This is a genomic window from Nocardia citri, assembly GCF_054065835.1.
On the sequence record NZ_JBSUQM010000016.1, the window covers coordinates 80,504 to 105,856 of the forward strand.

Below are 25,353 nucleotides of genomic sequence, written 5' to 3' on the forward strand. Positions count from 1 at the left end.
TCACCGAGTCCGGACACCCCAGCACACCGCAAGGCAGGCACACGTTAGGAGCACACGATGAGCGACACACCCGGTTACGGCGGATTTCGAGAGGTCAAGGGCTTCGGCCTGGGTCGTCTCGGAACCAGCGGCACGGCCATCATCCTGGCCACGGTGGTGGGCTTGGCCTTCACCACGTTCATCAACCTGTTTCTGGCTTTCATCGGACTGTTCATCGCCATCCCCGTGCTGGCGCTGACCATCGTCCCGATGGGCGATTCGCGGCGCACCGTCGTCGAGCACGTGAGCTGGAACGTGCGCGCATGGTGGGGCAACCGCCACAACAGCGACGCCTACGCCGCGGACGTGCTCGAGGAGGTTCCGCGCGGGGAGAACATGCCTGGCGTGCTGGCCCCGCTGATGCCGTTGACGGTCGAAGACGGTCGCGGCGGCAACCAGTGCCTGATCTGGAACCGCCGTACCGGCATCCTGTCGGCGGTGCTGAAGGTGTCCCCAGTCGGCATCACCCTGGCCGACACCGCCGACACCAACGCCTGGGTCCGCAACTATGGCGGCTGGCTGGCTGACCTGGGTTTCACCCCGATCATCTCCTCGGTGGTGTTCACCTGCGAATCCTCCCCGACCGGCGGCGTCGACCAGCGCGCCTACACCCTGGCCCGCATGGAGCGCGATGGCAAGAACGCTCCCGAGCTGGCCAAGAAGATCATGGAAAAGGCCGTCAACCAGTCACGTTCGACCACTGCCGACATCCAGATGCGGGTCGCGGTGAACTTCGATCTGTCCAAGGCATCCCCCCAGCCCAAGACCCTTTCCGAGGGCGCGGCCGAGGTGGTGCGGTGGCTGCCCCGCATCGAGTCCGCCCTGGCGGCGGCCGGAGCGACCGTGACCGACCGCGCCAGCACCGCCTCGGTGATCCGCAATATCCGCGCCGCGTTCGACCCCGCCATCCGGATCTTCCTGTCCGATACCCCCGATAAGGAGACCGACGAGCTGCTGACCTGGACCGACGGAAGCGCCCTGCGCACCGAAACCACCAAGGACGTCTACTACCACGACTCCGGCTATTCGGTGACCTGGGTGCTCAAGGGAATGCCCAGTAGCGTTGTGCGCCACCACATCCTGCTCAAACTGGTCAGCCCCGGAAAGTACTACCGCCGATTCTCGATGGTCTACCGGCCCTACAGCGCCGCGGCCGCCGCCGAAATCGTCGAGCGCGAGATCCAGGCCGGCACCCTGCGCCGGATCTGGAACGCCAAGACCAAGAAGGACGAGACCCAGCGCGAATACGACGACCGGGTGCGCGCCCGCAAGGCCGCCCAGGAAGAGTCGATGGGCGCGGGCCTGGGCCAGTTCACCATGTACGTCACCACCACGGTGCGCAACGAAGAAACCCTCGCCGCCGCCTGCGCCGACGTCGAGGACCGCATCAGCAACACCAAATTGCAGTTCCGCCGGGCCCGCGGCGCACAGCCCGCCGCGTTCGCGGCCTCCCTCGGCTACGGCATCGAGCCCACGTCCGGGCTCTCTCGTAGCGCGGCGCAGAGGTGGCTGGCATGACCACCACCGAGCTCGTCTCCGAAGCCGAATCCGTTGCCCGGCTGCACCGCGCCGGAGCACAAGCGGGCCTGGCCGAACGCTGGCTGGCCAAGCTGGGAGTCATCCCCGCCTACCGCAAGCAGGAACCGCTCGACCCGGAAGAACCCGGGCAAGCACCGTTCAATCCGTTCATGCCCTTCGAGTCCCTGCCCCCGATCCCCGGCGCACGCGGTGACTACCGGCCCTTCGGTGGGTACGCCCACAATGTCGACGCGGGCCGGCTGTATGCGGGCACGACCACTCAGGTCCAGGGCCTGTACCCGTTCCCGGCCGCCTCCGGTGCCAGGGTGCGCGGCGTCCCGTTCGGCCGTCACTTGCACACCGCCGAGCCCATCGGGCTCGACCCGTCGCAGTGGCTGGTCGACGGCCTGGTCACCAACACCGGCCTGTGGGTGCAGGGACAGCCCGGCATCGGAAAGTCCACCGCGATCAAGCGGCTGCTCGTCGGTCTGGTCGCGTTCGGGTTCGCCGCGGTGATCCCCGGCGACATCAAAGACGAGTACACCCCGATCGTAGAAGCGTTGGATGGCAAAGTGTTCCGAATCGGTCGCGGCCTGCACAGCCTCAACCCGCTGGACCTGGGGCCGCTGCGCGGCGCGATCCGCGCGGCGGTCGGCACCCAGCGCGAGCAACTGGTCTCCCAGGCCCGTGGCCGTCGTCTGGACCTGCTGGAATCGCTGATCACGATCGTCGGCGGACAGGATCTCACCGCTACCGAGCGGCTGCTGCTGGCGATGGCCGTCGACCAGGCCGACGCCGCCAGCCAGCGGCACGGCTTGCCCGATCCCACGATCCCGGCGCTGGTGAACATTCTCGACGCTGCCGGTACTCCCCTGCTGCGTGTGGTCGCCGCCCGCGACGAGCACGAGTACCGGCGCGAGATCCGGGAGCTGCGCAACACCCTGGTGTTGTTGTGCGAGGGACCGATCAAGGGCATGTTCGACCGGTCGTCGAGCTTCTCCATCGACGCCGATCTGCCCGCAGTGTCGTTGTCGCTCAAGGCAGTTGAGGACGACGGTGACGATGTGGTGGCCGCCGCGATGATGTGCGCGTGGGCGTGGTCGGCGGGCCTGATCGAGGGCAAGCAGGCCGCCGGGCAGCGCCGCAATGTCTTCCAGCCCCAGGACGAGCTGTGGCGGGCGCTGCGCGCGGCTCCCGGCCTGGTCGAGAAGTCCGACCGGATGACCCGCCTCAACCGGGCGCGCGGGGTGGTCTCAGCGCAGAGTACCCACTCCATCACCGACCTGGAAGCGCTGCCGACCGAGGCCGACCGCGCCAAGGCCAAGGGCATGGTCGCCCGCAACGCCATCAAGGTCATCGGTGGGCTCGACAACGCCGAAATGGAACGGCTGCACGCGATTTCACCGTTCACCAGCGGTGAGAAAGAACTGGTGACCCGGTGGTCCGCGCCACCGACCTGGGTGCCCGGCCAGCGTCATCCCGGCCGAGGCAAGTACCTCATCAAATCCGGATCGCGCATGGGGTTGCCAGTGAATGTCGACCTGACACCGGAAGAGCTCGAGCTCTACAACACCGACGGTGCCTTCTCCGGACTCGACGATTCCGCCTCTGAACGGAGGAGCCATGCAGCATGAGCGACCGACTCGGGAAAGGATCGTGATGCGGGACGTCATCTCCGCACCGGACTGGAACCACGATCCGGGTGGCAGTACCGCCGCCATGGTCATCACGGTGACCGACCATGTGGCGGTGCTGCCGCGTCGCTGGTGGGGCCGGGGTCTTGTATGGAACCCCGAAATGCCCGGCCCGGCAACCACTTTTCGGTGGGATCTGCTGGCCAGCATCCGTGATGCCGCCGACGCCGACCGCATCGCCGAGGCGCTGTTCTCCGTGGTCCAAGACGAAGGCGCGTTATTCTTCGTCCCGGAGGCGTCGCTGCTGACCGCGAACCTGCTGCTGGCCGCCGTGCGTGGGCGACGCAGCCTCACCGACGTGCTCGACTGGATCCACACCGGCGACCTCAGTGAGCCCTACCGTCTGCTGGAGCTGCGGGGTGAAGGCGGTCCGACCGCGGATCTGGACGCCTTCGGCGAAGCGCCGACCGGTGAACAGGCCGCGATCTGGGCTGTGGTCCGCCAGGCCATGCTGCCGCTGGATCACGGCGCGATCCTCGCCGCCCTGAGCCCGCAGGCGGGTGCGGGGCCGGCGGTCGAGCAGCTGCCGGTGCTCGATTCGGGTGCGCTCGCCGCGCATCGGGAGATCTTCGTCGTCGAGGTGCCCGGCACCCGCAGCGCGGGCGCGGCCGCCGCGTTGCGGGCCGAGCTGCTGCTAGGGGCTCAGGACGCGGGGATGCCGGTGCGGGTGGTGAACGTCGGCGCTCTGCGAAGGGGTGCGTGATGGGAGACTCCGCGCTGGCCTGGGTGTGGATCGCGGTGTTCGTCGTGGCGGGAATCGGCTACGGCGTCTACCGAATCCACGAACAAGGCACGTCATGGCTCGTGATCGGTCTGGTCGCGGTGCTGCTGGTCTTGCTGGCCGCCGCACTGGCGTGGGCGGCCTGGAAGGCGTGGCCGAGGGAGACGCCGGAGAAGCTGTTGCGGGACAAGAGCCAGATCCCGGACATGCTCGGCAAGAAGGCCGCCCAGCGTGGTGTGGGCCTGCGCGCCTCCATCGAATCCGCCAAGGGCGTGTCCATGCGGGAGCTGGCACCGTTGATCGGTCGCCTGCTGGGCAAGCTGATCTACGCCTCCTGGGAGGACTTCACCATCGTGCTGATGGGCCCGCGCAGCAACAAGACCTCCGCCGTCGCTGTGCCGCGCATCCTGTCCGCCCCCGGCGCGGTGATCGCCACATCGAACAAACCCGATCTGTGGATCCTCACCGGGGCCCTGCGCAAGGATGTCGGGCCAGTCTACGTCTTCGACCCCAGCCAGATCGCCTATGCCGCCCAAACCTGGTGGTGGAACATCCTTTCCGGCATCACGACGCTGCTCGACGCCAAGAAGATCGCCGAGCACTTCATCGAGGAGAACCGCGGCGCGGGCTCGGGCCAGAACGAGGACCCGTTCTTCGCGCCGACCGGCAAGAACCTGCTGTCGTGGGCGCTGCTGGCGGCCGCGCTGAGCGGGCGCACCATGCGGGACGTCTTGGACTGGATCGACACCTACTCCGACAAGCCGATCGACATCCTGCACCAGCACGGAAATCGCCGCGCGGGCAACGCCTTCGCCGCCGTTCTCGACCTTCCCGCCGAGACCCGAGGCGGTGTCTACGGTGAAGCCCAGACCGCGCTGGCCTCGATCCAGGACGAGGAGACCCTGCGCTGGATCACCCCGCCGAATACGTGGGAGCAGCCGACCACGGAGAAGATCGCCGAGCTCGACCTGTGGAGCCTGTTCGCCTACGAGGATGGCAAGGCCCCGACGCTGTACCTGATGACCCAAGAGGGCTCGGGCAGCGCCGGTGCGGTGATCTCGGCCATGGTCGCCAAGATCTTCGAATTCGGCGACGACGTTGCCTCGGCCCACGGTGGCCGCGTCGATCCACCGATGACTCTCGTCCTCGACGAATGCGCCAATATCTGCAAGATCAAGCGACTGCCGAAGCTGGCGTCGCATCTGGGGTCGAAGTCGATGTGCGTCACCGCGATCTTCCAGTCCGAAGCGCAGATCATTTCGACCTGGGGCGCCGACGAGGCGGCCGCGTTGTGGGGCGCATCAACGGTGCGCATCCTCGGCGCCGGACTGCAAGACGAGCCGTTCCTGCGCAAGATCTCCGGCCTTGTCGGCCAGTACAAGCCACGCGAGCGCCGCCGCTCCCACGGTCCCGGTGGTGTCACCACCTCCAACGACCGCGGATCGCTGGAACCGATCATGCCCGTCGAAGAGATCGCCGCCATGAAGAAGCACAATGCGCTGCTGATCCGGCAGTCATCGCGCCCGGTGCTGATCGACCTCATCCCCTGGTACACCGAGCCGGATAAGGGCGATATCGAACGAGTCCGCGACGAGGCCACCAAGGAGGTGCAGAACGCCGCGATCAAGCACCTGGGCCCGGCCAACCCGGTCGCCCAGGCGCTGCGTCGGCGACTCGACGAAAAGGCGAAAGCGGGTGCGGCGTGAGCACCGACGAATCCCCGGACACCGAACTCGCCGAGCTGCGCGACCAGCTCGCCTCCCTCGGCGAAGCGCTCGTCGAGATGCGCAACCAAAACCGGTTGCTGTCCACGAGAGTCGAGCGCGTCGACGCCACCGCCGCCCGATCCGCTCAGGGCCTCGACGAGTTCGAAACCGCCCTCGGCGTGCTCGCCGACCGGATGGCCGCGACCGCACCCGCCGAAGCGGCATCCGGTGCGGCCGCGAACACGGCCGGAGCCGGCGGGGCAGCCGCGGCCGATGCGGCCCCTGCTGGCGCTGACCCTGACCAAATCGACATGGATGTGCTGCTGGAATGGGTGATCGGCAATATCGGTGAGTGGACCCAGCGCAAACTGCCCCGCTCGGCCACCAGCACCGCCAACGGCGCGATCTGCTGGTGCTCGGAATGGTACGAGCACCCCGAGGCAACCACGGTGCTGTGGTCGCTGCGCCGCGCCTGGCTGGAAGCGGTCGTACAACCAGGGGCCGCCATGGCCGTGTACTTCCGCGACTTCTTCTACCCGCTGTTCAACACCCTGAGCAGCCCGAGCGGCCCCTTCTACTCCTGCACCCCCGACAACCACGACCCCGACGCCAAGTTCGTACCGGTCGTCCCCGCGAGCTTCAGACCGTAATCCCTTCTCGCCCAAGCCACGCCGTCACCAACAAGGCACGGTGGGAGGCACCACTCCCCTCGGCCCACCACCACGCCGGTGACGGCATCCGCGCGGAGGGAAGGCGCGCAACGTCCGGACTCCTCCCCAGACCGGATCCCGCCGCCTTCCCTCCGCACTGCTTTCCCGCGCTGACACTGGGGCCTCGGTGCGTAATTCCGTTGTGCGGCAATCCTCTCCAGATGTCGATTCCGCGTCTCAGCCGCGTCCTGCACGGTCAGACTTGTCGGTGGGCCGCTGTAACCTCGGCGACCACAGATATCCGCGCGGCATACACACCGTAGGGGGATCGCATGTCGAAGGGCCGTCGCAATCGCGAAAAGCGCGCCGCTGCGAAATCGGCACGACCAGAACTACCGAACCCCGTGGTGACCGCGGCCGGTTCCTTAGTGCAGATCCGCCACGCTGGGGGCGTCGACGAGCTCGCCCAGTTCGAGAAATGGGCAAGTATGGCGGATGCGGGCGGGCCCCTCACCGCACGCAGGCTCATCGAGGCGCACACCAACGGATTCCTGGCCACCGCTCTCGATTTCGAGGCCGGACACGACGCTGACGAGCGAGCGTTTCGCGCTGGCCAACTCGAAGCCATGACGTGGGCGCACACCTTCGCGCTGGTCGCGGTGGACGACAGCGGTCCGGTGGGTGGTCTGCTGGCGGGCCCGTCGGAGTACTTCCTGTCCATGCTGCCCCCGCAGGCCGGGATGCAGCCGGTGATGAACGGGATTTTGCGTACCTCGAAACTGCATTTCGTCTCCGTCGACGACGCGCACCGCCGCAGCGGCGCCGGAACCGCGCTGGTACGCACCGCCCTCGACATCGTGCAGCGCTCCCAGGCCGATCTGCTCTACGGCCAGTTCGAGGCCGATGATCACGGATTGGAACGCTTCTACCGCAACATCGGATTCACCATCCACCCCACCGGGGTCGGTCTGGATTTCTCGTCGATCTTCGGATTCACCGCCGGGCCCTCACCCATGCCCAGCGAACGCTTCTTCACCAAGCGGTTCCACTGACCAACCCACCGATTGATCAGCGAAGGGGGTCGACTCGCAATGCCGAAGTCGAAGGGGCGCAAGCCAAAACGCACGAACGGAGCTCGAAAGCCGAGCCGGGGCCGCACCGGATACAACCCGGGCCGGTTGGGAATCCCCGAGCAGGTGATCGCGACCATGCTCGGTACCGCACCGCCGGATCAGCTGGTAGAGATGCTGCCGCCGTTTCTGTGGCTTCATCACTCCAGCGGCCACCAGGCCAACATGTGTGTCTCTGCCGCGCTGACGTTGCAGCAGGCATACGACGTCATCGGAGTTCTGGCCCGGCCCACCGCCGTGCAACTGGTGATCAGCCACCGCGACAGAGGACCACTGACGCGATACGGCGGTGGTGAACACCATTGGGACGGAAAGGATTACAGCGGCCACTGCGTGCTGTACCTCCCCGGCTCCGGGCGATGGATCGACACGACCGTGATGCAGTATCCCGAAGCTCGCGCCTCGATGCCTCTGCCCATCGTCGGGCGACCCGGCGGAGTGCTCGCCGGCGGGGAGCGGGCGCGAGCGGCGTTGGCAGAAGGCCGTCTTCTCGTCGGCACCCGGATGACCGTCCCGCGCGAAGAGCTGATCCTGGACTACACGGTGGTCGCCGAGGACGACGAGATGATCACCACCGGCGCCTACGCCCTCGCCCCGGACGGCGAGACTCGACTGCGGAACGCAGGGGTCAATCTGGCATCCGCCGCGATCGAGTGGTGGCGCCGCCCCGGCATCGTCGAACGAGTCCGCGACGCGCCCTACCCGCGCTTGCACGCCCTACTCGACGCCGTCGGCCAAGCACCTACCCATATCGACGAACAGCAGGACTGCTTCTTCGAGATCGCTCCCGGACAGCACGTCCGCCTCGACGAGCTTCTCACCACTCGATAGCGGAGACCGGAGTACTGAGCGCGGAGTGGCGGTTCCAGCTGCCCCAGTTCAGTCGAACTTGTCGCCGAGGATGCGTGCGGCTCGCGCCTCGGCGGCGACCGAACTCGCGAGCGGACCCAGTGTGGAGCTGGGAACGGTGCCAGAGCGAGACGGCTGACGATCGTCGACGAAAACGATTGCACCGAAACCGATCTGCTCGGCACGTTGCTGGATCAACGCGACCTCGTCATCGGCGCGGTCAGTGACATTCATGTGGACCTCGGTGTCGGCAAGCCGATGTCCTTTGCCGGTCAGCTCGCTCGCGATCCGCGCGAGCAGCGCGTCGGTGTGGTCGGCGACGCTCTGGCCTGGTGCGATGCGCTGGTAGCCCATGACGCCGCACGTTATCGCTCTCGGGTCTTCGCCACGCTGAACAGCGCGAACGTGTCGCATTCGCCGGAAAAATGAGCAGCCCGGCGGCGGGCGTTCATGCCCGAAAATGGCTGCACCCGCCGGGAAAGTTCACCGACGGGGCGGGTTGAGTGTAGCTGCGTCCGGACCGCCCACGTCATCGCGAAGGTCGAGGCCGTGGTTGAACAGGTCGGCGAGGTCGGCGGGCCGGTAGCCACCAATGCCACTGGACCAGCAGTAGCCACCGTGCCTGCCCGCGGTGCCGTGTGTGCTGTCGGACAGCCAGTGTTCCAGTATCAGCGCGTTCGGCCACTGCCGATGAACGGCGGCCATGATGCGCTCGGCGGCATTCATCAGCGACGCCGCCGAGAACGTCTCGGAGACAATGGCGACGCGGCGGCCGTCCGAAAGCTGCCACACCTCAATGGGATACGAGTGGGTGCGCCTACCGGAGAAATTAGCAACCGCGAGCTCCTGACCGGGCTCGGTCTCCAGCATGGCGGGAGCGGGCCCGGCGGGTGAGCCGAGAGGCCGCTCGATCACGGGCTCCGCCTCCTCATCCGGGCCGGGCAGCTGCCCGCGCATGGCCTGCTCGAGAGTGCGGGCGTACCGCTGGTTCGCGCCCTGGGAGGAGTCGAACCAGCGCACCCGGCGCAGCTGCTTCGGATAGTCGCCGGATCGGCTGATCTCCGCCTGCCGCGCGTATCCGAGAATCTCCGACCGCACCGGAAGCCGCACGGCCGGCTCCACCGACCACACGCCCCACAGCCGATGACGTCCATTGCTCGGGGCGTCGTCCCATGGATCGAACACCGGCGGCTCGGTGAACCACCGCCGCACGACGTCGCGCTCGACGTCACCGAGCGCTTCCAGAGCACACGGAACCAGGCCGACCCCGTCCTCGTCGAGCTCCAGGAGCGCGGTCGCGTCATCGAGGCGTTCCGCGATCGCATTGACGGTCGCTGCGATGGCTCGCCAGTTCAGACGGTCACGATCGGGCCAGCGGACCTTGCCGTCGGCCACGTCCGGATCCTCGAGCCAGGCGACATCGTCGCGGCGGGCCAGCCACCAGAACTCCGGATCCGGTATACGGATGTGCCCCATGCTCCGTCCTCCTGGTCCACGAGATCTGTTCAGGCACAACCCTATCGGGGTCGCAGTCAGCGATGCGGCTCCGCCGCTGGCTCCTCCGCACGAGGGCGGCCGCGGGTGCGCGGTTCGGGCCAGTGCTCGCCCAGCGTCTCCAACGCCGCATCCGGATCGGCTTGCAGCCAGCGCACGCACGCCCGCAGGTACTCCGTCAGCCCGCTCCCCCGCGCTTCGAGGAGATCCTTCGCGCCGAAGTACTCATCGTTCTCGGGACGCCAGGATCGCTGCTTGGCCTTGTGCGGGTCGCCGGACGTCATCCCACCATCCTCACTTAGTGGGTACCCACTTGTCCAACCCCTGTGCTAGTGTCGGTGGCAATAAATGGGTACCCATTAAATCGGGGAGAGGTTATGAGCACGAAACAGCAGGTGGTACACGATTCGGCCGAGACCGCGAGCAAGCTACGCGCGGTGAGCACGGAGTTGTCTGAGCTGTTCTACGAACGCTCCGAGGTCGTTCGCGCGGTGGTCGCTGCGATCCTGGCGGGCAAGCACTCGCTGATCCTCGGCCCGCCCGGCACCGCGAAATCCGAGCTGGCGCGCGAGCTGACCGGCCGGATCGTCGACGCGCAGATGTGGGAGATCCTGCTGAGCAAATTCACCGATCCGAAGAAGATGTTCGGCCCGGTCGATGTCGCCGCCCTGACCCAGGGCCGCTACACCCAGCTGTTCGAAGGTCGGGCCACGACCTGCCATATCGCATTCATGGACGAGATCTTCAAGTGCTCGGTGGGCGCACTCAACGAGACCCTGGCCTTCCTGAACGAGAGGCTGTATCACCCCGAATCCGGTGGGGCCCCGATCAGTTGCCCGTTGATCTCGGCTATCACCGCTTCCAACGAGCTGCCTAGCGGGGAGGAGAGCGCCGCGATCTACGATCGCCTGCTCGTGCGGCTCGAGGTCGGCTATCTGGCCGATCCGTCGAACTTCGCCGCTCTCATCCGCTCCGCTGTCCAGGTCCCCGCGGCCGCCGCCGCGCCGACCACGGTCACGCTCGCGGCGTTGCAGCAGGCGGTCACGATCGACGTCCCGGCCGTGACGGTGCCGGACGGGGTGGTCGATACCGTCTGCCAGCTGCGGACCTCGCTGCGCCGGCAGTCGCTCGTGGCGTCGGATCGACGCTGGAAGCAGGCCATTCGTCTGCTCCAGGCGTCGGCGTTCCTCGACGGCCGCGCCGAGGTCGACGACAACGACCTGCCGATGCTCACCCATGTGCTGTGGGATTCGGTCGCCGAACGGCCCACCGTCGAACGGGAGGTGCTCGCGCTGGTCAACCCCGATGCGCGGGAAGCGATGGACCTATCCGACGCCATCGCCGAGATGGCTGCCCAGCTCGACGCCAAAGCCGGTCAATCGCGAGAAACGTTGTCGCAGTGGGCGATCAAGGAGGCCAACCACAAGCTCGGCAAGGCGGGCAAACGGCTCGAGGAGTTGCGCCGCAACTCGTTGGCCGCAGGCCGGTCCACCACCACAGTGGACGCGACGCTGGCCCGACACAAGGCGGTCTACGCCCGGGTGATGACTGAAGCGCTCGGCGTAGATGTCAACACCCTGACCGGCAACAACTGACCGAAGGGGGATGGTTTCGATGTCCGGCAAGACCCTGCGCAAGTTCGCCGATCTGGCCCGCAAGGCGGGCCGATGGGTCGGCCTGGGCACAGCCGCGCCTGCGCGGCACGTCACCGTCGTGGAGGGCGACCGGTTCGACGCGATGACCTGGACCGAGGTGCGTGAGCAGGCCACTGCGCTGGCCGAGGTCGAAGAGGAGCTGTCCCAGCGCTTCGACTACGTGCCCGATCTGCTGCGCGATGTCTTCCTCACCGTCTACAAGGCCGATCCCGTCTTGCGCGAACAGGCCGAGGTCGAACCCACCCGGCTGCCCAACCACGCCATCGTCACCGCCCTGATCGGCACTCCGGAGTACGCCGATCTGCACCGGGAGACCGTCGGCGACGAGTACGCCGCGGCGATGGCGGTGATCGCCCAGCGCTCGACCTTGGCCCAGATGCTCGAACAGTCCCAAGACGCCCAGCAGGCCGCCGACGAGGCCGAGCAGGCTGAGCAGGAGGCCGCCGACCAGGCTGCCGCAGTCGAAGCCGCGCTCGATGCCGCCGCCGAGCAGGCAGACGAGGACGGCTCGGTGCCCGGCCCGGCAGCCGTCGCGGTCGACAATGCGGTAGCCGCAGCGCAAGCCGCCGACGACGCGGCTCAGCAGGCTCGCGCGCAGGCCGAAGCAGCGGCGGGCGCGCTCGATGCCGCGCTGCGGGCGGGCGCTCGCCAGGCGATGGCCTCCGCCGCCGAACAGGCGCGCGAGGAGGCGGCCTTGATGGCGGCCTGGGGTCTCGGACCCGGTCAGCTGCAACGGATGTCGTTCGACGAGCGGGCCCGGCTGGCCGAGCGCCTGCGGGGCGGCCGGCTGGGGAAGTTCACCGATCTGATCGGCCGGTTCCGGCGCATGGCCACCGCCGAACGCACCCGCAAGCTCGAACATGTCGCCGGGGAACTCGTCGGCATCACCCTCGGTGACGACCTGACTCGCCTGATCCCTTCCGAGACAGCCAATCTCGCGCACCCCGCGTTGCGGGCGGTGTTCGCCGCCCGCTTCGCCGAGAAGCAACTGATGCTCTACGAGACCATGGGCGAAGCCCACAGTGGCCGCGGCGCGATTATCGCCTGCCTGGACTGCTCGGCCTCGATGTGCGCACCGCGCACCGGGCCCGACGGGCGGATCGCCAGCGCGGAGGCATGGGCGAAAGCCTGCGGGCTCGCGCTGCTCGACCAGGCCCGCGCCGAAGGCCGTGATTTCGTCGGCATCCTGTTCTCCTCGGCCGAGCAGATCAGCGTGCACCGGTTGCCCGCCGGAGAAGCACCGCTCGACCAGGTACTCGACTTCGCCGAGAGCTTCTTTTCCGGCGGAACCGATTTCCAAACTCCCCTCGGCACGGCCGTGGACATCCTCACCGAACACCACGGCGACGACGCGGTGCAGGGCGGTGACATCGTGCTCATCACCGACGGCGACGCCGAGGTAGCCGAGGAATGGATGCGGACCTGGAACTCGGCCAAGTCCGAGCTGGACTTCCGGCTCTTCGGGGTGGCCATCACCGACCCCCGCCACCCAGCCGGCCGCAGCGGCGTGCTGGAAGCGCTGTGCGACAACCTGCGCACCCTCGACGACCTGACCAACCCGCACCCGGCAGCGGAGCTGTTCCGCGTGATCTGACGGCGATCTCCCCGCCTCACCCAGTTCATGGGTTCGGCAGAAGACAGAGACGAAAACGAACGTTTTGAATATATTGCGGCTGAATGAGGAGGCCCTGATGACCGTTTTCGACCAGTACACCGACAAAGCCGAAACCAACCCGGTGCTGGGCTGGCTGGTGCTGTACTCGATCTTCCGGGGCGAGGTCACTCCAGACGAACTCAAGGAGTGGTTCGACGAATTCGATTTGGACACAGTCCATCTGCCTCCTCCCCTGCGCGCCGACGACGCCTTCGAGCGGGTCACCGGGCCGCAGGGAGTCAAGGCGGTCTACTCCCTCGACGACCCCACTGCGGACCGGAAATCCCGGCCGCGCCGCAAACCCAGCGACGACGCCACCGATCGGGTCGCCACGCTGATGGTCCGACATGTCCGCCGCGACACCGGCCAACTGGTCCGCCACCTCGTGCGTGAGGTCCGCGACGAGGGACGCACCAAGCTGTCCTACGACACCCGCCTGGGTGTCGTCGCGTTCACCCGTTCCGACGACACCGACGCCGGAGGCGCCGGGACGCTCCACGTGGAGCCGGACGCCGCCGCCATCGGAGACCTCCCCCAGGGTGAACAGGATCGGGTCGAGCAGCTGCTCGCGGAGATCGCCGACCTGCACACCTGGCACTCGACCTACATGGGCCCTGACCGCCTGCGTGCCATCGTCCGCCGCTACGTGGAAGCCCTTGGGGGACTGAAGGTTCGACCCACTGGAGGGGTCTACTTCGTCACTGCCGAGCACGAGGCAATCCTCGCGGGACTACGCGAAGTCGTGGGCCGGTTCGGGTCCGGCAGCCATTTCGTCCGCGTCCCCCTTCCCGACGAAGACGAGATGCGCGAAATGATCGTCACCGCATTCACCAACCAGGCCCGCGAAGACCTCGAGAAACTGGCCGAAGACATCGCCGCAGCAAAGGCCGCCGGGGCGGGCGACACGGCCGTCACCAACCTGCACAACCGATTCCAGCAACTGAGCCGTCGGGCGGCGGAGTACTCCGAACGGCTCTCCGACTCCCTTGAGGACACCCACGCCTCGCTACGGCTGGTGAACATGCAGCTCGCCGAGCTGATGCGGGTGGCCGGATAGCCTCGGCCCGACCATTGAATTAAGGTCGCTCATATGTTCGATGAGGAGCGATACCAGCCGTGCCGTTGGGTGGATCCCCCCATCGAGGTCAGCGTGCGGGTGTCCGAGATCTGGCCGCCGCAGCGCCTGCGATGGGGCAGTGCCACACCTCTCTGGCAGAAGGCCGCTGGCCTGCGCGTAGAGGAAGAGATCCCCGGTCGGCTGGAGGAGCTCGTCGTCACCTCGGTCGGCGACCTCCTTGGCCGGATACGGTTCGCCCCGATGATCGGCGATCAGCGCACGGCGGAGAACATGCTGCTTCCCTCGAATGCTTGGCAGCCGGTGACTGACGGCGACACGCAGCGGCTTCGGGAGCTGATCCTCGCATTCGGCTTCGACCACGAACAACACTAGGGCGCGCTCGTGACCGGCATCCGCGCGTTCTGTCACCAGACTGTCGGTCCCCGAAGCGATACTGAGCGGCAAAGCCGAGCGGGATGCTATGCAGGGGGCGATATTCCAGTGATCCAACGAGCAGATTCGGGTGTCTTTACCGCACACTATGGCGACCTTCATATCCGGGGATGGTCTGCCACTGTGGACGCGATGGGGGCAGTCCTGCGCCGATTCGGAGCCGACCGACCCCTCGCCGCTGACCCGCAGATCTCGACCGCGCCGGCGGTCTACGATGCTGCTGTTGTTCGTGCCAGCAAGCTCGACCACCCTGGCGAGCTGTGGGCCAAGCACCTGCGCGAGGCAGTTGATCGGCCGCAACGAGCGCAGCTCCGTGAAGCTCTGGCGGTGCTTCGCGCCGAGCTTCCGACGCCGGGCCCGCGCGCGGCGGCTATGCGCATGGTCCGCGATCCGGACCCGGGCGAAGAACTTGTTTCCTGGCTCGAAACTCGTGTAGCGCAGGTGAATTCGGTTGCGCAGCAGGTAAGACAGATAGCGGTCTTCGGCTCGGACACCGTTCCTCACGTCCGTGACGGCGAGCGGGGACAGGCGCACTATTTGGACTGGGTGGATCCGACGCTGATCGTGTCCACGCCGGACTACGAACAGTGGGGTCAGTTCGATCGAGGCGAAGCCTGGCGGCGTTCTCTGGCCTGGCTCTGCTTGACGTTGCGCGAAGTCGCTACCGCGGCTGATCTCGAAGCATGGATCGACCGCTTCATGATGGGCAGCAACTTCCGGAAGCCGGTGCCCCTCGAGCGGGTCGAAGGCCCGGCGGGACCGATATTCCGGGTTCTCGATGACGGGACTCACCGTGCGCACTTCGCTCGAGTCTTCGGGCTCCCGCTTCTGGCCCGGGTTCGAACCAGTGCCCTGCCGCAGCCGCTTCTACCGTCCGATCGCCCGCCGTCTCCGCAATCGCCTTTCAGGCGGTGGGAGTCGCTCTGGCGTGGGTTACGGGCTCACGGGCTGTTGGACGTGATCGAAGACCTCGCCGCCGACCAGGCGACGTGGACAGTGACCCGGCTCTGCGCCGAGTGGATGCTGATGCCGCCGGAGGCGGCAACCGCCGTCAACCGCGCCTACGCCCAGGCATATCCGCACACTCTCCAGCGGGCGACTGGCCTGAGCGACGCTCAGCTGTTTGACGCCGAGCAATGGACCCGCACATTCGTCGGCCCCGAACTGGTTGATTTGCAAACTGATCCAATTCGAACGCCGAGCCGGTGGGCCTCACTGCGGAACTGGTTTATCTCCTGATCCAACCCGGTTCCGCCACTCGCTGCAATGGAAGGTGCCCGTCGGCCGGTGGCGGTCGACGGGCACCTTCTGGTCTCGAATTGCGGTGTATAGCAACGTAATTCGTTTCTTACGCCGCGGCTTTCCGGGGTTCGAACTCCCTGCCAACCAGGCCGGCGCGGAAGGCGGACCATTCATCGCCGGTGAAGGCAAGCGTGGTGTGATCCGTTCCACGAAGTACGGTGCCGTTGTCGGCGGCGTGCTGGATTTCGGGGCAGCCGACGGCGGCCTCCGTGATGGTTCGCCCGAGCACCAGGGCCTCGAATGTGGCCCAGGCCGCTGCCGGCATCTCGATAATCGGCTCATCCTCTGGTTGGTTACCCAGACCGCGCCCGAATTTGCTGTCGCGGATGAAGACATTCGGGTCGCCTTCGATCCGACGGACGAGCACGCAGTTGCCGCCCGAGTCGCTGTACGACGACTTGACGTACCCATCGGTTGGCCGCCCAGTCATGGTGTTGCTCCTCACCTTCTCACTTCTCCCTGTTCAAAGTCTCTACGCTCCCGGCGATAAGCTGCCGACTCTCCTCCGGCGGCAAAGCGATCTCGTACAGCCTGCGCCACAGCCGCTCATGATCGGCAACCTGCGCCGGATCGCGCAAGAGCTCATCTTGGGCCAACGACTCGGCCACCACTACCGAGGGGTCACCGGTGGCGAAGTCGTACATCGAGACGGGCGAGCGCGGCGCTTTCAGGCCGAGGAGTTCCCCGCCGACCGGCAGAACGCGGAAGTCGACCTGATCTTTGCCGTCGATGAGTTTGAGCAGGTGCTCGAGTTGTTCGAGCATTGCGGGCTTCGGGACCATGAGCCGACGAATGACCGTCTCCTCGACGATGGCCTCGATCCGCGGACCATTCGGCACGAATGCCTCCTGCTGGCGGCGTTCGCGGGCGCGAATCTCGACGGGATTGGCGTAGACGTCGGTGATCGTCTGGTCGTGGCGTGCACGCACATACGCGGGCGACTGGAGCAGGCCCGGCACCAGAGCGAATTCGTACCAGCGAATGCGGCTGGCTCCGGCCTCCAGATCTGCGGGCAGGGCTTGGCGCGGCGAGAGTCCCTTGAACGCGCGACTCTCCCACCACCCGGACTCGGCGGCGTCCCGTGCCAACGCGTAGAACTCCTGCCAGCGAGGAGAGTGCTGCTCGATGCCGAGGTGCTCGGCGACTTTCATGCTGACATCAGCTGAGACACGGCGCTGACCGGTCTCGATGCGGGTCAGCAGAGTCCGGTCCATATCAAGATCTTTGGCGACCTGCTGGATCGAGCGGTCTTGCTCCTGACGCAGGTCGCGTAGCCGATCGCCGAGGTGAAGCCGCCGACTGTAGGGCGAGATTCGGTAGCCGTTGGCCGATATCGAACCTTGAGACACCGGTCACACCTCCTCTGGCGCACAGTGACTTTCTGTCACACCCAACATTCTGTCACAAGATACAGCACTTGACCGGCTCAGCACAGGAGCCAGGCAAATGAAACGACGCACCGATGTTTGCCGTTTGCGTTGCACGATGCATGTCACTGTGACATTCTGACACAAAGCATAGAAACGTGACCGTTTGGCCTGGTCACTCCGCAGACAAAGCCAGTGCAGGTGGGACTGATGACGACGGATCTCGGTGCGACTTCAGGCGAAACGGTGGCGTCACTCTGCCGCCGCTACCGGCAGCTTCTTCCAGCGACCGTTACGGCTAGCGCTGGTCGAATCGTCCTTTTCACAGGGGCGAACTCCGGATCGGTTAGCGGATTGGTCATGCCGTCAGCACTGGAGCGGCAGGTCCGCCCGAGGTTGGCGGCGCTGAAGCTGCTTGGCCCTGTCATCGCGCATTTGCAATCTGGTCGGTGCACCGTCTTGACCGAGCCCCCCGATGGGAGTGAGTACGAGGCCACCGTCGCGCTGCTGAACCTCAATGCCAGCGTTGCCGCGGACTGGATCGTCCTACCGTCACCGCAGGATGAGTGTTCGGGCTTCCGAAGCTGGATCGTGGAGCCGCGCAACGCCTTTCGTCCTCCGATGTGTGCGGTCATCGAAGTCATGCTTCAGGTTTCCCGCGAAGGACATCCCACAGCGGCCGGGGGTCGACGATGAAATCCTCAAACCAGCTGGATGAGATCCTCACCCGCTGCCGCTACTACCGCACGGTGTGCAGCCTGGACGCGGTCGCTCGCGGAGGGGCTGAAGGAATCGTGCTCCGAGTCGGGAACGTCGGTGCTGTCGTCGTTCCGCAGGCGCTCGGGCGGCGAACGCTAGCGCGACTGCCTTACCCAGGGCCGATCGTGGTCAGCGAGGACCGAAGAGAACAGCCACAGTGGACGCTGCTCACCAGCCCTGCGCAACGCAGGTTGGAGGCGGCATCGCTCGCAATGCTCTCCCTGACGGATGCTCGTTTGCTATCTGCAGGCGACGAGATCCGGCTGCCGGCGCCCCATGACGTGGGGCGGACATGGCTGAACGGCTTACCGACCGACGCCTACCGCCCCTCCTCGGAGGACGTGGTCGAGGCGATCCGCGCGGCCAGGTTTGCGCGGTGAAGTGGCGATGCCCCCGCATCTGGATCAGAAGCAGACGTCGCCTCGTCCCGACGAGCCGGACACTCATCTCCGATTCGTTTGGGCTGACAGGGTTTTCGATTACTGCGGTTGCCGGACAGCGGTCGCGAACTTCTTGCGGAAGTGGTCCGAGTGCCACAACCCCGCGATCACTGCCGTGGAGATCTTCGACGGCCTTCTTCCCGACCACCGAATGCCCTGTGAGGAGCTATGGCTACAACCCTGACCGAGACTGCGACCGCCCGCTGCGCGCGGTACCTCGAGGAGAACGGATTCGCCGGTGCGGAGGTCGACACGCACCAGCACATCATCCTGCGCGCCGGAGCCGTGGACGCTATTCAGATGCCTCGCCCGCTCGGTGAGCGGGCGCGCGCCGAGTTGGTCCGCCGTGAGCTGACCACACCGGTCATCGGGAACCGCTCCACCGGGTTCCTGACCTTCTTGACTCAACCCGCGCCGGCGGGGGACTCGCGCCCGATCCGCATCTTGTCGAAGCTGTTCAAGTTTCAGGCGATTCGCACCGTGCAGGGATCGTTGATCATGCTTCCGGGTCCGTGCGATGAGGTCAGGTTCTGGCTGGATGAGCCTGTCGCTGAGAGCCGACCCGTGTTCGACACGGTCGTCGACATCATCCTGGACGCCGCGAAGAGCCTGCCGAAGGCGGTCTGATCATGGACACGACCGCCGAGGGAGCCGTACCGCTCAAGGACTGCCCGCTCGTCATCTCCACCGATGCGGGTGGTGATCCGGATGACGCAATCACCCTTGCGCTGGCCGCAATGACCGAGCCGAGACTAGAACTGGTCGTCACCGCCGATGAGCTCCCAGACGGGCGGCGCTCGATGTTCGCGCGCCGCCTGCTCGACTTGCTCGGCCGCCAAGACGTCGTCGTGGCAGCCGGACACAGCCTCGGCGAGAGCAAATACTGGGCCGCCGACGGGCTCCTCCCCGCCGGGGCGCATCCATGGCCGCTGGACCTGTATACGGCAGTGGCCTCGCTGTGCGGAAATAGCCCGTCAAAGCCGTTGCGCTGGTTGGGAATCGGTCCTCTCACCGACCTGGCCAACCTTCTGCTGACCGATGCAGGCAGTCCGGCGCCGCTCGGCTTGGCGCGACGGCTGCATATCTGGCAGATGGGCGGCGCTCTCGAGTTTCATCAGCCCGGCAAGGCCGAGCACAACTTCCGGCTAGATCCGAAATCGGTCCACGAGGTCGTCGGCCGGGTCGAGAATCTGGCGCTGGTGCTGTCGGATCACACGTTCACCCGGACGCTCGCCGTGGATGCCGACAGCCCGATCTACCGTCTACTCGCAGCCTCCCGCAAACCCTGGGCGCAGTTGATCACCCACCATCTCAACCAGTGGTTCGCACGGTTTCACCCCGCGAGCATGCTGCATGACCCGCTGACATTCGCGGCGCTGCGGGGAGATTTCGTCACCTTCGAACATCGCGAGTTTCGGCTCGAGCCCGACGCACGAATGCATCTGGGCCCCGGTCGAATCGCGCGGCTGTCCTCGTCGGTGGACTACGTCGGCTTTCTCGAATGGGTGACCACCACCCTGCGGGATGGGGAGCCCGTGTACCCGTCCGAATTGGACTGCTCGATCGGCACCCTCACCACGGTGCCCGCCGAGCTCCGGAAACCGGTGCAGTCATGACCGCGGCCGCCGCCGAGCCCCGCTGGCGCGGGTCGGAAACCACAGGGAGACTGGAGTGCTGCCGCCTGGCAGTGGACACCGATAATCACTCGACGGCGCAGTCTTCAGCGCATGACTTCTATTGCGACACAGCGGAATCCGGTGTCATCATCCAGCATCCCGCAGTCGGCGTCGTTGAATGCTGCCGGGGCGGCGGCCTCGAGCAGGGAGTTGAAACTCGATCCCTTCAGCTCGAAGCGGCCGGGTCTGGATTCGGTCGACAGCCATTCCCAGACGTTGCCACACAGGTCGTAGACGCCGTAGGAGCTGACGGAGGATTTGTAGCAGTCGACGGGGGTCGTTGTGCCGGTTTCGTCGCGGACCTTGCAGTTGCATTTGGCGGGGGTGACCTGGTTGCCCCACGGCCAGGTGGCACCGGAGGTGCCGCGGGCCGCCTTCTCCCACTGGTGCGCCGACGGCAATTTCTTGGCCGCCCAGCGCGCGTAGGCGCTGGCGTCGTCGTGGGTCACCCACACGACAGGGTGATCGGCGATATCGGCCGGTGGCCTGCCGTTGTCCCAGTGCCGGGGCGCCGCGTGCCCGGTGGCGGTCACGAAGGTTGCGTAGTCGGCGTTGGTGACCGGGTAGGTGTCGATGTGGAATCCGGGCAGCCACACGGGCTGGTCCATCGGCCCGGACAGGAAGACACCCTCGGGGACCCAGGTCATGGAGCGGCCGTCGACAGGATGGCGGATGCGGTCGGGCCGGATCAGCTGGTCACTGTCGGGGGCGTCACCAATCGCGTCGTCGGGTACGACGGTGAGGAACCGCGTCAGCTCATCGGGGGTCAGCCGGGACAGCGAAGTGTCGAGAGCAGCCTGATTGACCGGCCGTGGCTTGATGTCGGCTCCCTTGGCCTCCCACTTGGAAACCATGCGCTCGCTGACGCCGAGGTGCCCGGCGAATTCGATCAAAGACATTCGCCGGGCTTCGCGCAGCGCGGCTACTTCGGCTCCGGTCCACGGCCGAACCAGGCTCTTCATCGACAGCGTCGCCCCTTCTCGATCTGGTGGCGTCCGAGCCTACTGGGCGCCGGGGGCGGTGGCGCGTCAGATCCGCTGCGGCGGAATGGATTCGTAAGCTTTCCGGAGGATCGACACCACCTCGTGCTCGGGCCATTGGATGTCGTCGATGCAGGACACCGCGCGCACGCCGGTCGCGGCGTTGGTGCCGACGGCGCCGGCGTAGTCGCCGAGCTGGGCCAGGGTGACGCGCTCGGTCACCACGTCTTCGTCGAGAACCTGATTGAGCAGTCGCATCGTGGTGCCGGGGAGGACTTCGGCGCGCGGCCACACCAGGTGACCTTCGCCGGTGATGAAAGCGATGTTGCTGGTAGCGATTTCGCTGATCGAGCCGTCACCGGCGGTGAACACGACGTCATCGAATCCCTGACGCTGCGCGACTCCGCGCTGATGCAGGGCACCGAACAGACCGATGTGCTTGACCCGCGGCAGATCTCGCGAGTACACGACCGATTGCAGGCGCAACGCGGTCGACGGCACGGCCGGTGCGGGCCGCATCGAAACCAACACGTGCGGGTCGGCGGGTGCGCCAGGCTTGGACAGCTCGAGCGTCGGATCGTAGATGGTCACTCGGACAACTACCGGTCCGTCGGCGTCGCGGATGGCTTGCCGCACGTAGGCGCGGACGCGATCGGGATCGAGTTCGGCGTTGAAGACCGTGCGGCTGTCGCGGATCAGCCGATCGAGGTGCAGTTCGAGGCCGCGGACCGCACCGGCTTCGACCCGCATCGAGGTGAAGTGGCCGAGGCCGACCAGCGCCAGCGGAGCGAGGTCGTCGACCGTGACCGGCACGCCGTTGAGTTCCATCATGCCGCCAGTGTCCCACCGGCTAACCGGTGCACAGCAGGGGCCTGTTGGCGAAGTTCGGTGAAAGTTCAGTGCGGTTCGGTGTCGATGCAGTTCCGCATGAGACGGGCTGTGCCGATGCTGAGGTGCATGACGAATCCCGTGCTAGCAGCGGTTATTGCGATCTCGCTGATGCTGCGGTGCGCCTTCCCTATTCGCTCGATTTGTGACTGAGGACGCTCATGACAACTATCGCGGTGCTCTCTGCACGCGACACCTCTTCCGCCGATGCGGACATCGCTATCGGTGCCTACCTAGCTGCCGCCCTCGGCGTCGCCGAATCCTATGGGCGGCACCGAACACTGTACGAAGACCTGTACGGGTGCACCCGCTACGACCCTGCCACTCACGCCCTGACAGTCCGCGCGCATCGCTTCCGTGCGGTGATGCTGTCCCGGCAACGCGGCACCGCAGTACACAGAGCGCTGGGAGATCGGTCCTTGCCGATCTTCACCAGCAGCGATATCTGGGTGTTCCTGACCGCAGTGCCAGCACCGGACGATGATGTCGACCGGTTGGAGCTGGACCTGTTCCGATCCGCTGCCACGATCGTGGGCGCGGGCACGGAGCTGGCGCTCCCGACTCCGGGAAATGATCGCCGGGAGTGGTTGTGCGGCCTGCCGACAGGCATCGAGCTACCGTCCTACATCGAGGTTGTCACCGCGGTCACTGGGGTTCGCCGTGGCTGATTGCACACTGCTGCGTCCGGCGCAGATGATCACCGACGGTGACATAGTGGCCCGCCGCGACGCTTACGCCACCGCAGTCCGGGCGGCGGTGCCTGCTCCGCAGGATCGACTGATCACCGCCGGAGCAGGGACATGGCTGCACAACATCTGCAGCATGGTCCACGATGTGAGCAGGACCAGTCGCGAGCGGGGGTTCGGCGGCGGCCGCGGTCATGATGACCTCCTCGAGCCGGGACTGGTCCCCGCCGGTCGATGGCGGCCGGAACAGGCGGCGCTACCGCACGATGTGTGTTGCGTCGCGGCGGTCGGGCAGACCTGATGAGTAACCGTAACAACGCGTTCGGCGATCTGATGCGTAGGCTGCGCGAACGGCGTGGTCTCTCGCTCAAGGCTCTCGCGGCGATGGCGGTGTATGCGCCGACGACCCTGCACCACATCGAGAAGGGAGAGCGGCCACCGACCACGGACATGGCCACTCGCCTCGATGACGTTCTGCAGGCGGATGGGGCCCTGCTGGCGGCGGCCACCGACGCCGCGTTGCAGCGGCTGCTCACCACTGCAGCGCAGGAATCGACCGACCTGGTGCGGTGGGTGAGCGAAGAACCGGTGGTCGGGATCTCTCAAGACGGCTTGGCGCGTGATCTGAGCCGAATTGCACGCGATTACGTGCACCGCCCGCCTCTGCCGTTGCTGGCCAACTTGCTGCGTGTGCGGAAACAGGCCGCCCAGCAACTGGATCAGGCGCGGCGGCTCCAGCGCCGACGCGAACTGTCCCTGCTGGGGGCGGTCGCGGTCCAACTGCTGGGCGAGCTCACCGATGACGTGGCGGGGAATTCCGACGCGGCGATGCGGCATGTCATGGCTGCCGAGCTGCTGGCCCAGGAAGCCGCGCATCCCGGATTGCGGGCATGGGTGGCTGGCACGAAGGCCCTGATCGCGGAATGGTCTCCGCAGCCACACACGGCACTGCACGTCATCGACGACGCAGCCGGGTGGGCACCGCCGGGCGACTACCGGGTCAGGCTGTTCGCGTTGCAGGCGCGCTGCGCTGGTCGGCTCGGTGATATCAGCCTTGCCCGTTCCGCCGCGTTGCGCACTGTGGCCGCCGCCGAGCAGGCACGCGATGCGCCTGATGAGGTGACCGCGTTCGGTGGCAGTTTGACATTCCCGCACGCGAAGATGGCCTACTACCTGGGCTGCGCGTATCAGGCGATCGGTGACCACCAGCATGCCGAGCGGTGGGCGCTGGATGCCATCAGCGAATACACCGCTGGTCCACCCGAACACCGCTCCTACGGGGACGAGGCCCTGGCTCGGGTCTCGCTGAGCCTGTCCCGGATCGCTCGCGACGAGTTCGAAGGCGCGCGGGAAATACTGTCTCCGGTCCTGGAACTTCCCGCCGAGCAGCGGATCACGGTCATCATGGAGGGGATGAATACCGTTACCGCCGCGATCGGCGAGCACCGCCATGCCCAAGCACCCGTCGCCCAAGACCTCCACGAGACGATTCGCGGGTACACCGCACACTCGACCGCGGCCCTGCTATGACGGACCTGGCCGCGCACGACATCCTCATCGCCGCATGTGAACAGGTCGGGCTCGACGCCCAGGAGGCGCGGTTGCTGCGCGCCCACAGCAACGCTGTTTGGCTGCTGCCGCGTCCGCAGGCCGTGGTCCGGATCGGGCGAAGCCAGCACCAGGGCTTGCGGTTTCAGGCGGGGCTGACGCTGACGCGATGGCTGGCCGAGCACGACATTCCGGTGACCGAGCCGCTGATGGACACCGCTGTCGACATCGATGACGCCACCGTCACGGTGTGGCGCTACTACCCGCAGCACCAGCGTGGTGAACCACCGATGCGAGACCTCGGCGCCATCCTGCGCCGACTCCACGCATTGCCGACCCCGCCGTTGGAACTTCACCCGTATCCGCCGCTGTCCGGGCTGACCACGATCCTCAGCTCGGATGCGGCACGCCGAGTTCTCGATCCCGATGATCTTGCCTGGCTGTCCGACCGCGCCCACGAACTGCTCGACCGCTACAACAGGCTCGAGTCGGTCTTGGGTGTCGGGTTCATCCATGGCGATGCGTATGCGGGAAATTGCTTGTGGGACGGCGATAATCGAGTGGTGCTGGGCGACTGGGACGAGGCGAGCATCGGCCCCCGCGAGCTGGACGTGGTCCTCAGCTGTCACGATCATCTCCGATTCGGGGCCCCGGAAGAGGATCTCGCGCAGTTCTTCCGCGCGTACGGGCTCGACCTCGAGGAGTTCCGCACCTGGCCCGCGTTCACCGTGCTGACCTCGATGCGTGACCTGCACACCCTGACCGGCTACATTCGCGGCGCAGCCGGTGGCAACGCCGCCGCAGCCCGCGAACTGCACCGTCGCCTCAGCATGCTGCGTAACCCGGGCACCGGCACCGAGACCTGGCACGGCATGTAGACACCATCGGCGTTGCGCATCTCGGTCGGGATCCACCGGATAGCGGCCGAGATGCGCAGCGCGTTCTCCTGGGCCACTGCGGCACAGGATGATTCGGCGCTTGCCAGTTCAGTGAAATATCCGCTGTGGCACGGAACTTCGCGCTCGGTCGTCGCGTGCACATCCGGTCTGATCGTCTCGCCGTGGCGGTGTGCCGTCTGCCGCTGTTT

Annotated in this window: 27 protein-coding genes; 20 read left to right on the plus strand and 7 right to left on the minus strand. The window is 66.5% G+C overall.

Annotated features, from left to right (window positions below):
* The first annotated feature begins 57 nt into the window (after positions 1 to 57).
* From ACW2Q0_RS21200 to ACW2Q0_RS21230, 7 genes are all read left to right on the plus strand, one after another.
* Entirely contained in the window at positions 58 to 1,557 is a 1,500-nt protein-coding gene (locus ACW2Q0_RS21200; protein ID WP_457192625.1) for an SCO6880 family protein, read from the plus strand.
* Positions 1,554 to 3,191, plus strand: coding sequence for a hypothetical protein (locus ACW2Q0_RS21205; RefSeq protein WP_457192626.1), 1,638 nt, complete (start codon positions 1,554 to 1,556; stop codon positions 3,189 to 3,191). The genes ACW2Q0_RS21200 and ACW2Q0_RS21205 overlap by 4 nt, the downstream gene beginning before the upstream one ends.
* A 25-nt stretch (positions 3,192 to 3,216) precedes the next feature.
* Positions 3,217 to 3,954, plus strand: coding sequence for a hypothetical protein (locus tag ACW2Q0_RS21210; protein WP_457192627.1), 738 nt, complete (start codon positions 3,217 to 3,219; stop codon positions 3,952 to 3,954).
* On the plus strand, positions 3,954 to 5,678 hold the full coding sequence (locus ACW2Q0_RS21215) for a type IV secretory system conjugative DNA transfer family protein (RefSeq protein WP_457192628.1): 1,725 nt from the start codon (positions 3,954 to 3,956) through the stop codon (positions 5,676 to 5,678). The genes ACW2Q0_RS21210 and ACW2Q0_RS21215 overlap by 1 nt, the downstream gene beginning before the upstream one ends.
* Positions 5,675 to 6,328 (plus strand): DUF4913 domain-containing protein, encoded by a 654-nt coding sequence (locus tag ACW2Q0_RS21220; RefSeq protein ID WP_457192629.1) that lies wholly within the window; start codon positions 5,675 to 5,677, stop codon positions 6,326 to 6,328. Before ACW2Q0_RS21215 ends, ACW2Q0_RS21220 begins: the two co-directional genes overlap by 4 nt.
* Positions 6,329 to 6,660: 332 nt before the next feature.
* Entirely contained in the window at positions 6,661 to 7,380 is a 720-nt protein-coding gene (locus ACW2Q0_RS21225; RefSeq protein ID WP_457192630.1) for a GNAT family N-acetyltransferase, read from the plus strand.
* 39 nt (positions 7,381 to 7,419) lie between these two features.
* Entirely contained in the window at positions 7,420 to 8,289 is an 870-nt protein-coding gene (locus ACW2Q0_RS21230) for a hypothetical protein (protein WP_457192631.1), read from the plus strand.
* A gap of 48 nt (positions 8,290 to 8,337) precedes the next feature.
* Here the strand turns inward: ACW2Q0_RS21230 and ACW2Q0_RS21235 are convergent, their stop codons facing one another.
* The 3 genes from ACW2Q0_RS21235 to ACW2Q0_RS21245 form a co-directional block, all read right to left on the minus strand.
* Positions 8,338 to 8,661 carry a hypothetical protein gene (locus tag ACW2Q0_RS21235; protein WP_457192632.1) on the minus strand — a complete coding sequence of 108 codons (324 nt, stop codon included), beginning with the start codon at positions 8,659 to 8,661 and terminating at the stop codon, positions 8,338 to 8,340.
* Positions 8,662 to 8,790: 129 nt separating this feature from the next.
* Positions 8,791 to 9,783: a hypothetical protein gene (locus ACW2Q0_RS21240; RefSeq protein ID WP_457192633.1), complete on the minus strand. Its 993-nt coding sequence runs from the start codon at positions 9,781 to 9,783 to the stop codon at positions 8,791 to 8,793.
* A gap of 56 nt (positions 9,784 to 9,839) precedes the next feature.
* The gene (locus ACW2Q0_RS21245) at positions 9,840 to 10,085 is read right to left on the minus strand and encodes a hypothetical protein (RefSeq protein ID WP_457192634.1); all 246 of its coding nucleotides are present in this window, start codon (positions 10,083 to 10,085) and stop codon (positions 9,840 to 9,842) included.
* A 93-nt stretch (positions 10,086 to 10,178) separates the two neighbouring features.
* Between ACW2Q0_RS21245 and ACW2Q0_RS21250 the strand changes: the two genes are divergently transcribed.
* From ACW2Q0_RS21250 to ACW2Q0_RS21270, 5 genes are all read left to right on the plus strand, one after another.
* A complete protein-coding gene (locus tag ACW2Q0_RS21250; protein WP_457192635.1) occupies positions 10,179 to 11,396 on the plus strand; it encodes an AAA family ATPase in 1,218 nt (405 codons plus the stop codon).
* A 19-nt stretch (positions 11,397 to 11,415) separates the two neighbouring features.
* Positions 11,416 to 13,050, plus strand: coding sequence for a hypothetical protein (locus tag ACW2Q0_RS21255; protein ID WP_457192636.1), 1,635 nt, complete (start codon positions 11,416 to 11,418; stop codon positions 13,048 to 13,050).
* A gap of 97 nt (positions 13,051 to 13,147) precedes the next feature.
* On the plus strand, positions 13,148 to 14,167 hold the full coding sequence (locus tag ACW2Q0_RS21260) for a DUF6744 family protein (RefSeq protein WP_457192637.1): 1,020 nt from the start codon (positions 13,148 to 13,150) through the stop codon (positions 14,165 to 14,167).
* Between the two features lie 33 nt (positions 14,168 to 14,200).
* On the plus strand, positions 14,201 to 14,560 hold the full coding sequence (locus tag ACW2Q0_RS21265) for a hypothetical protein (protein ID WP_457192638.1): 360 nt from the start codon (positions 14,201 to 14,203) through the stop codon (positions 14,558 to 14,560).
* 183 nt (positions 14,561 to 14,743) lie between these two features.
* Positions 14,744 to 15,859 carry a hypothetical protein gene (locus ACW2Q0_RS21270; protein ID WP_457192639.1) on the plus strand — a complete coding sequence of 372 codons (1,116 nt, stop codon included), beginning with the start codon at positions 14,744 to 14,746 and terminating at the stop codon, positions 15,857 to 15,859.
* Between the two features lie 109 nt (positions 15,860 to 15,968).
* Here ACW2Q0_RS21270 and ACW2Q0_RS21275 read toward each other — a convergent pair whose 3' ends face one another.
* Together ACW2Q0_RS21275 and ACW2Q0_RS21280 are read right to left on the minus strand one after the other, a co-directional pair.
* On the minus strand, positions 15,969 to 16,352 hold the full coding sequence (locus tag ACW2Q0_RS21275) for a DUF397 domain-containing protein (RefSeq protein ID WP_457192640.1): 384 nt from the start codon (positions 16,350 to 16,352) through the stop codon (positions 15,969 to 15,971).
* Positions 16,353 to 16,371: 19 nt separating this feature from the next.
* On the minus strand, positions 16,372 to 17,271 hold the full coding sequence (locus tag ACW2Q0_RS21280; protein ID WP_457192641.1) for a helix-turn-helix domain-containing protein: 900 nt from the start codon (positions 17,269 to 17,271) through the stop codon (positions 16,372 to 16,374).
* A gap of 228 nt (positions 17,272 to 17,499) precedes the next feature.
* Between ACW2Q0_RS21280 and ACW2Q0_RS21285 the strand changes: the two genes are divergently transcribed.
* The 4 genes from ACW2Q0_RS21285 (at position 17,500) to ACW2Q0_RS21300 (ending at position 20,104) form a co-directional block, all read left to right on the plus strand.
* Complete coding sequence (locus ACW2Q0_RS21285) at positions 17,500 to 17,985, plus strand: hypothetical protein (RefSeq protein WP_457192642.1); 486 nt, start codon at positions 17,500 to 17,502, stop codon at positions 17,983 to 17,985.
* Entirely contained in the window at positions 17,982 to 18,428 is a 447-nt protein-coding gene (locus ACW2Q0_RS21290) for a hypothetical protein (RefSeq protein ID WP_457192643.1), read from the plus strand. The genes ACW2Q0_RS21285 and ACW2Q0_RS21290 overlap by 4 nt, the downstream gene beginning before the upstream one ends.
* Positions 18,429 to 18,656: 228 nt before the next feature.
* Complete coding sequence (locus ACW2Q0_RS21295; protein WP_457192644.1) at positions 18,657 to 19,115, plus strand: hypothetical protein; 459 nt, start codon at positions 18,657 to 18,659, stop codon at positions 19,113 to 19,115.
* 2 nt (positions 19,116 to 19,117) lie between these two features.
* Positions 19,118 to 20,104: a nucleoside hydrolase gene (locus ACW2Q0_RS21300; protein WP_457192645.1), complete on the plus strand. Its 987-nt coding sequence runs from the start codon at positions 19,118 to 19,120 to the stop codon at positions 20,102 to 20,104.
* Positions 20,105 to 20,208: 104 nt separating this feature from the next.
* Here ACW2Q0_RS21300 and ACW2Q0_RS21305 read toward each other — a convergent pair whose 3' ends face one another.
* Both ACW2Q0_RS21305 and ACW2Q0_RS21310 read right to left on the minus strand, forming a co-directional pair.
* Positions 20,209 to 21,126, minus strand: coding sequence for an SUMF1/EgtB/PvdO family nonheme iron enzyme (locus ACW2Q0_RS21305; RefSeq protein WP_457192646.1), 918 nt, complete (start codon positions 21,124 to 21,126; stop codon positions 20,209 to 20,211).
* Positions 21,127 to 21,192: 66 nt separating this feature from the next.
* On the minus strand, positions 21,193 to 21,975 hold the full coding sequence (locus tag ACW2Q0_RS21310; RefSeq protein ID WP_457192647.1) for an aminotransferase class IV family protein: 783 nt from the start codon (positions 21,973 to 21,975) through the stop codon (positions 21,193 to 21,195).
* Between the two features lie 218 nt (positions 21,976 to 22,193).
* Here ACW2Q0_RS21310 and ACW2Q0_RS21315 point away from each other — a divergent pair, with 218 nt between their 5' ends.
* Genes ACW2Q0_RS21315 through ACW2Q0_RS21330 form a run of 4 tightly spaced genes read left to right on the plus strand, consistent with a single transcriptional unit; the run spans position 22,194 to position 25,144 of the window.
* Positions 22,194 to 22,700 (plus strand): hypothetical protein, encoded by a 507-nt coding sequence (locus ACW2Q0_RS21315; RefSeq protein ID WP_457192648.1) that lies wholly within the window; start codon positions 22,194 to 22,196, stop codon positions 22,698 to 22,700.
* The gene (locus ACW2Q0_RS21320) at positions 22,693 to 23,019 is read left to right on the plus strand and encodes a hypothetical protein (protein ID WP_457192649.1); all 327 of its coding nucleotides are present in this window, start codon (positions 22,693 to 22,695) and stop codon (positions 23,017 to 23,019) included. Before ACW2Q0_RS21315 ends, ACW2Q0_RS21320 begins: the two co-directional genes overlap by 8 nt.
* Positions 23,019 to 24,248 carry a helix-turn-helix domain-containing protein gene (locus ACW2Q0_RS21325; protein WP_457192650.1) on the plus strand — a complete coding sequence of 410 codons (1,230 nt, stop codon included), beginning with the start codon at positions 23,019 to 23,021 and terminating at the stop codon, positions 24,246 to 24,248. The genes ACW2Q0_RS21320 and ACW2Q0_RS21325 overlap by 1 nt, the downstream gene beginning before the upstream one ends.
* On the plus strand, positions 24,245 to 25,144 hold the full coding sequence (locus ACW2Q0_RS21330; protein WP_457192651.1) for a phosphotransferase enzyme family protein: 900 nt from the start codon (positions 24,245 to 24,247) through the stop codon (positions 25,142 to 25,144). The genes ACW2Q0_RS21325 and ACW2Q0_RS21330 overlap by 4 nt, the downstream gene beginning before the upstream one ends.
* Positions 25,145 to 25,353 lie beyond the last annotated feature (209 nt).

Excerpts from the sequence above, each read along its gene's own strand:
- ACW2Q0_RS21285 (WP_457192642.1), top strand. The coding sequence starts at position 17,500 with ATGACGACGGATCTCGGTGCGACTTCAGGCGAAACGGTGGCGTCACTC.
- ACW2Q0_RS21265 (WP_457192638.1), top strand. The coding sequence starts at position 14,201 with ATGTTCGATGAGGAGCGATACCAGCCGTGCCGTTGGGTGGATCCCCCC.
- ACW2Q0_RS21315 (WP_457192648.1), top strand. The coding sequence starts at position 22,194 with ATGACAACTATCGCGGTGCTCTCTGCACGCGACACCTCTTCCGCCGAT.
- ACW2Q0_RS21200 (WP_457192625.1), top strand. The coding sequence starts at position 58 with ATGAGCGACACACCCGGTTACGGCGGATTTCGAGAGGTCAAGGGCTTC.
- ACW2Q0_RS21225 (WP_457192630.1), top strand. The coding sequence starts at position 6,661 with ATGTCGAAGGGCCGTCGCAATCGCGAAAAGCGCGCCGCTGCGAAATCG.
- ACW2Q0_RS21235 (WP_457192632.1), bottom strand. The coding sequence starts at position 8,661 with ATGGGCTACCAGCGCATCGCACCAGGCCAGAGCGTCGCCGACCACACC.
- ACW2Q0_RS21325 (WP_457192650.1), top strand. The coding sequence starts at position 23,019 with ATGAGTAACCGTAACAACGCGTTCGGCGATCTGATGCGTAGGCTGCGC.
- ACW2Q0_RS21305 (WP_457192646.1), bottom strand. The coding sequence starts at position 21,126 with ATGAAGAGCCTGGTTCGGCCGTGGACCGGAGCCGAAGTAGCCGCGCTG.
- ACW2Q0_RS21295 (WP_457192644.1), top strand. The coding sequence starts at position 18,657 with ATGGCTACAACCCTGACCGAGACTGCGACCGCCCGCTGCGCGCGGTAC.
- ACW2Q0_RS21290 (WP_457192643.1), top strand. The coding sequence starts at position 17,982 with ATGAAATCCTCAAACCAGCTGGATGAGATCCTCACCCGCTGCCGCTAC.
- ACW2Q0_RS21205 (WP_457192626.1), top strand. The coding sequence starts at position 1,554 with ATGACCACCACCGAGCTCGTCTCCGAAGCCGAATCCGTTGCCCGGCTG.
- ACW2Q0_RS21240 (WP_457192633.1), bottom strand. The coding sequence starts at position 9,783 with ATGGGGCACATCCGTATACCGGATCCGGAGTTCTGGTGGCTGGCCCGC.
- ACW2Q0_RS21215 (WP_457192628.1), top strand. The coding sequence starts at position 3,954 with ATGGGAGACTCCGCGCTGGCCTGGGTGTGGATCGCGGTGTTCGTCGTG.
- ACW2Q0_RS21310 (WP_457192647.1), bottom strand. The coding sequence starts at position 21,975 with ATGATGGAACTCAACGGCGTGCCGGTCACGGTCGACGACCTCGCTCCG.
- ACW2Q0_RS21210 (WP_457192627.1), top strand. The coding sequence starts at position 3,217 with ATGCGGGACGTCATCTCCGCACCGGACTGGAACCACGATCCGGGTGGC.
- ACW2Q0_RS21230 (WP_457192631.1), top strand. The coding sequence starts at position 7,420 with ATGCCGAAGTCGAAGGGGCGCAAGCCAAAACGCACGAACGGAGCTCGA.
- ACW2Q0_RS21330 (WP_457192651.1), top strand. The coding sequence starts at position 24,245 with ATGACGGACCTGGCCGCGCACGACATCCTCATCGCCGCATGTGAACAG.
- ACW2Q0_RS21300 (WP_457192645.1), top strand. The coding sequence starts at position 19,118 with ATGGACACGACCGCCGAGGGAGCCGTACCGCTCAAGGACTGCCCGCTC.
- ACW2Q0_RS21255 (WP_457192636.1), top strand. The coding sequence starts at position 11,416 with ATGTCCGGCAAGACCCTGCGCAAGTTCGCCGATCTGGCCCGCAAGGCG.
- ACW2Q0_RS21275 (WP_457192640.1), bottom strand. The coding sequence starts at position 16,352 with ATGACTGGGCGGCCAACCGATGGGTACGTCAAGTCGTCGTACAGCGAC.
- ACW2Q0_RS21260 (WP_457192637.1), top strand. The coding sequence starts at position 13,148 with ATGACCGTTTTCGACCAGTACACCGACAAAGCCGAAACCAACCCGGTG.
- ACW2Q0_RS21245 (WP_457192634.1), bottom strand. The coding sequence starts at position 10,085 with ATGACGTCCGGCGACCCGCACAAGGCCAAGCAGCGATCCTGGCGTCCC.
- ACW2Q0_RS21250 (WP_457192635.1), top strand. The coding sequence starts at position 10,179 with ATGAGCACGAAACAGCAGGTGGTACACGATTCGGCCGAGACCGCGAGC.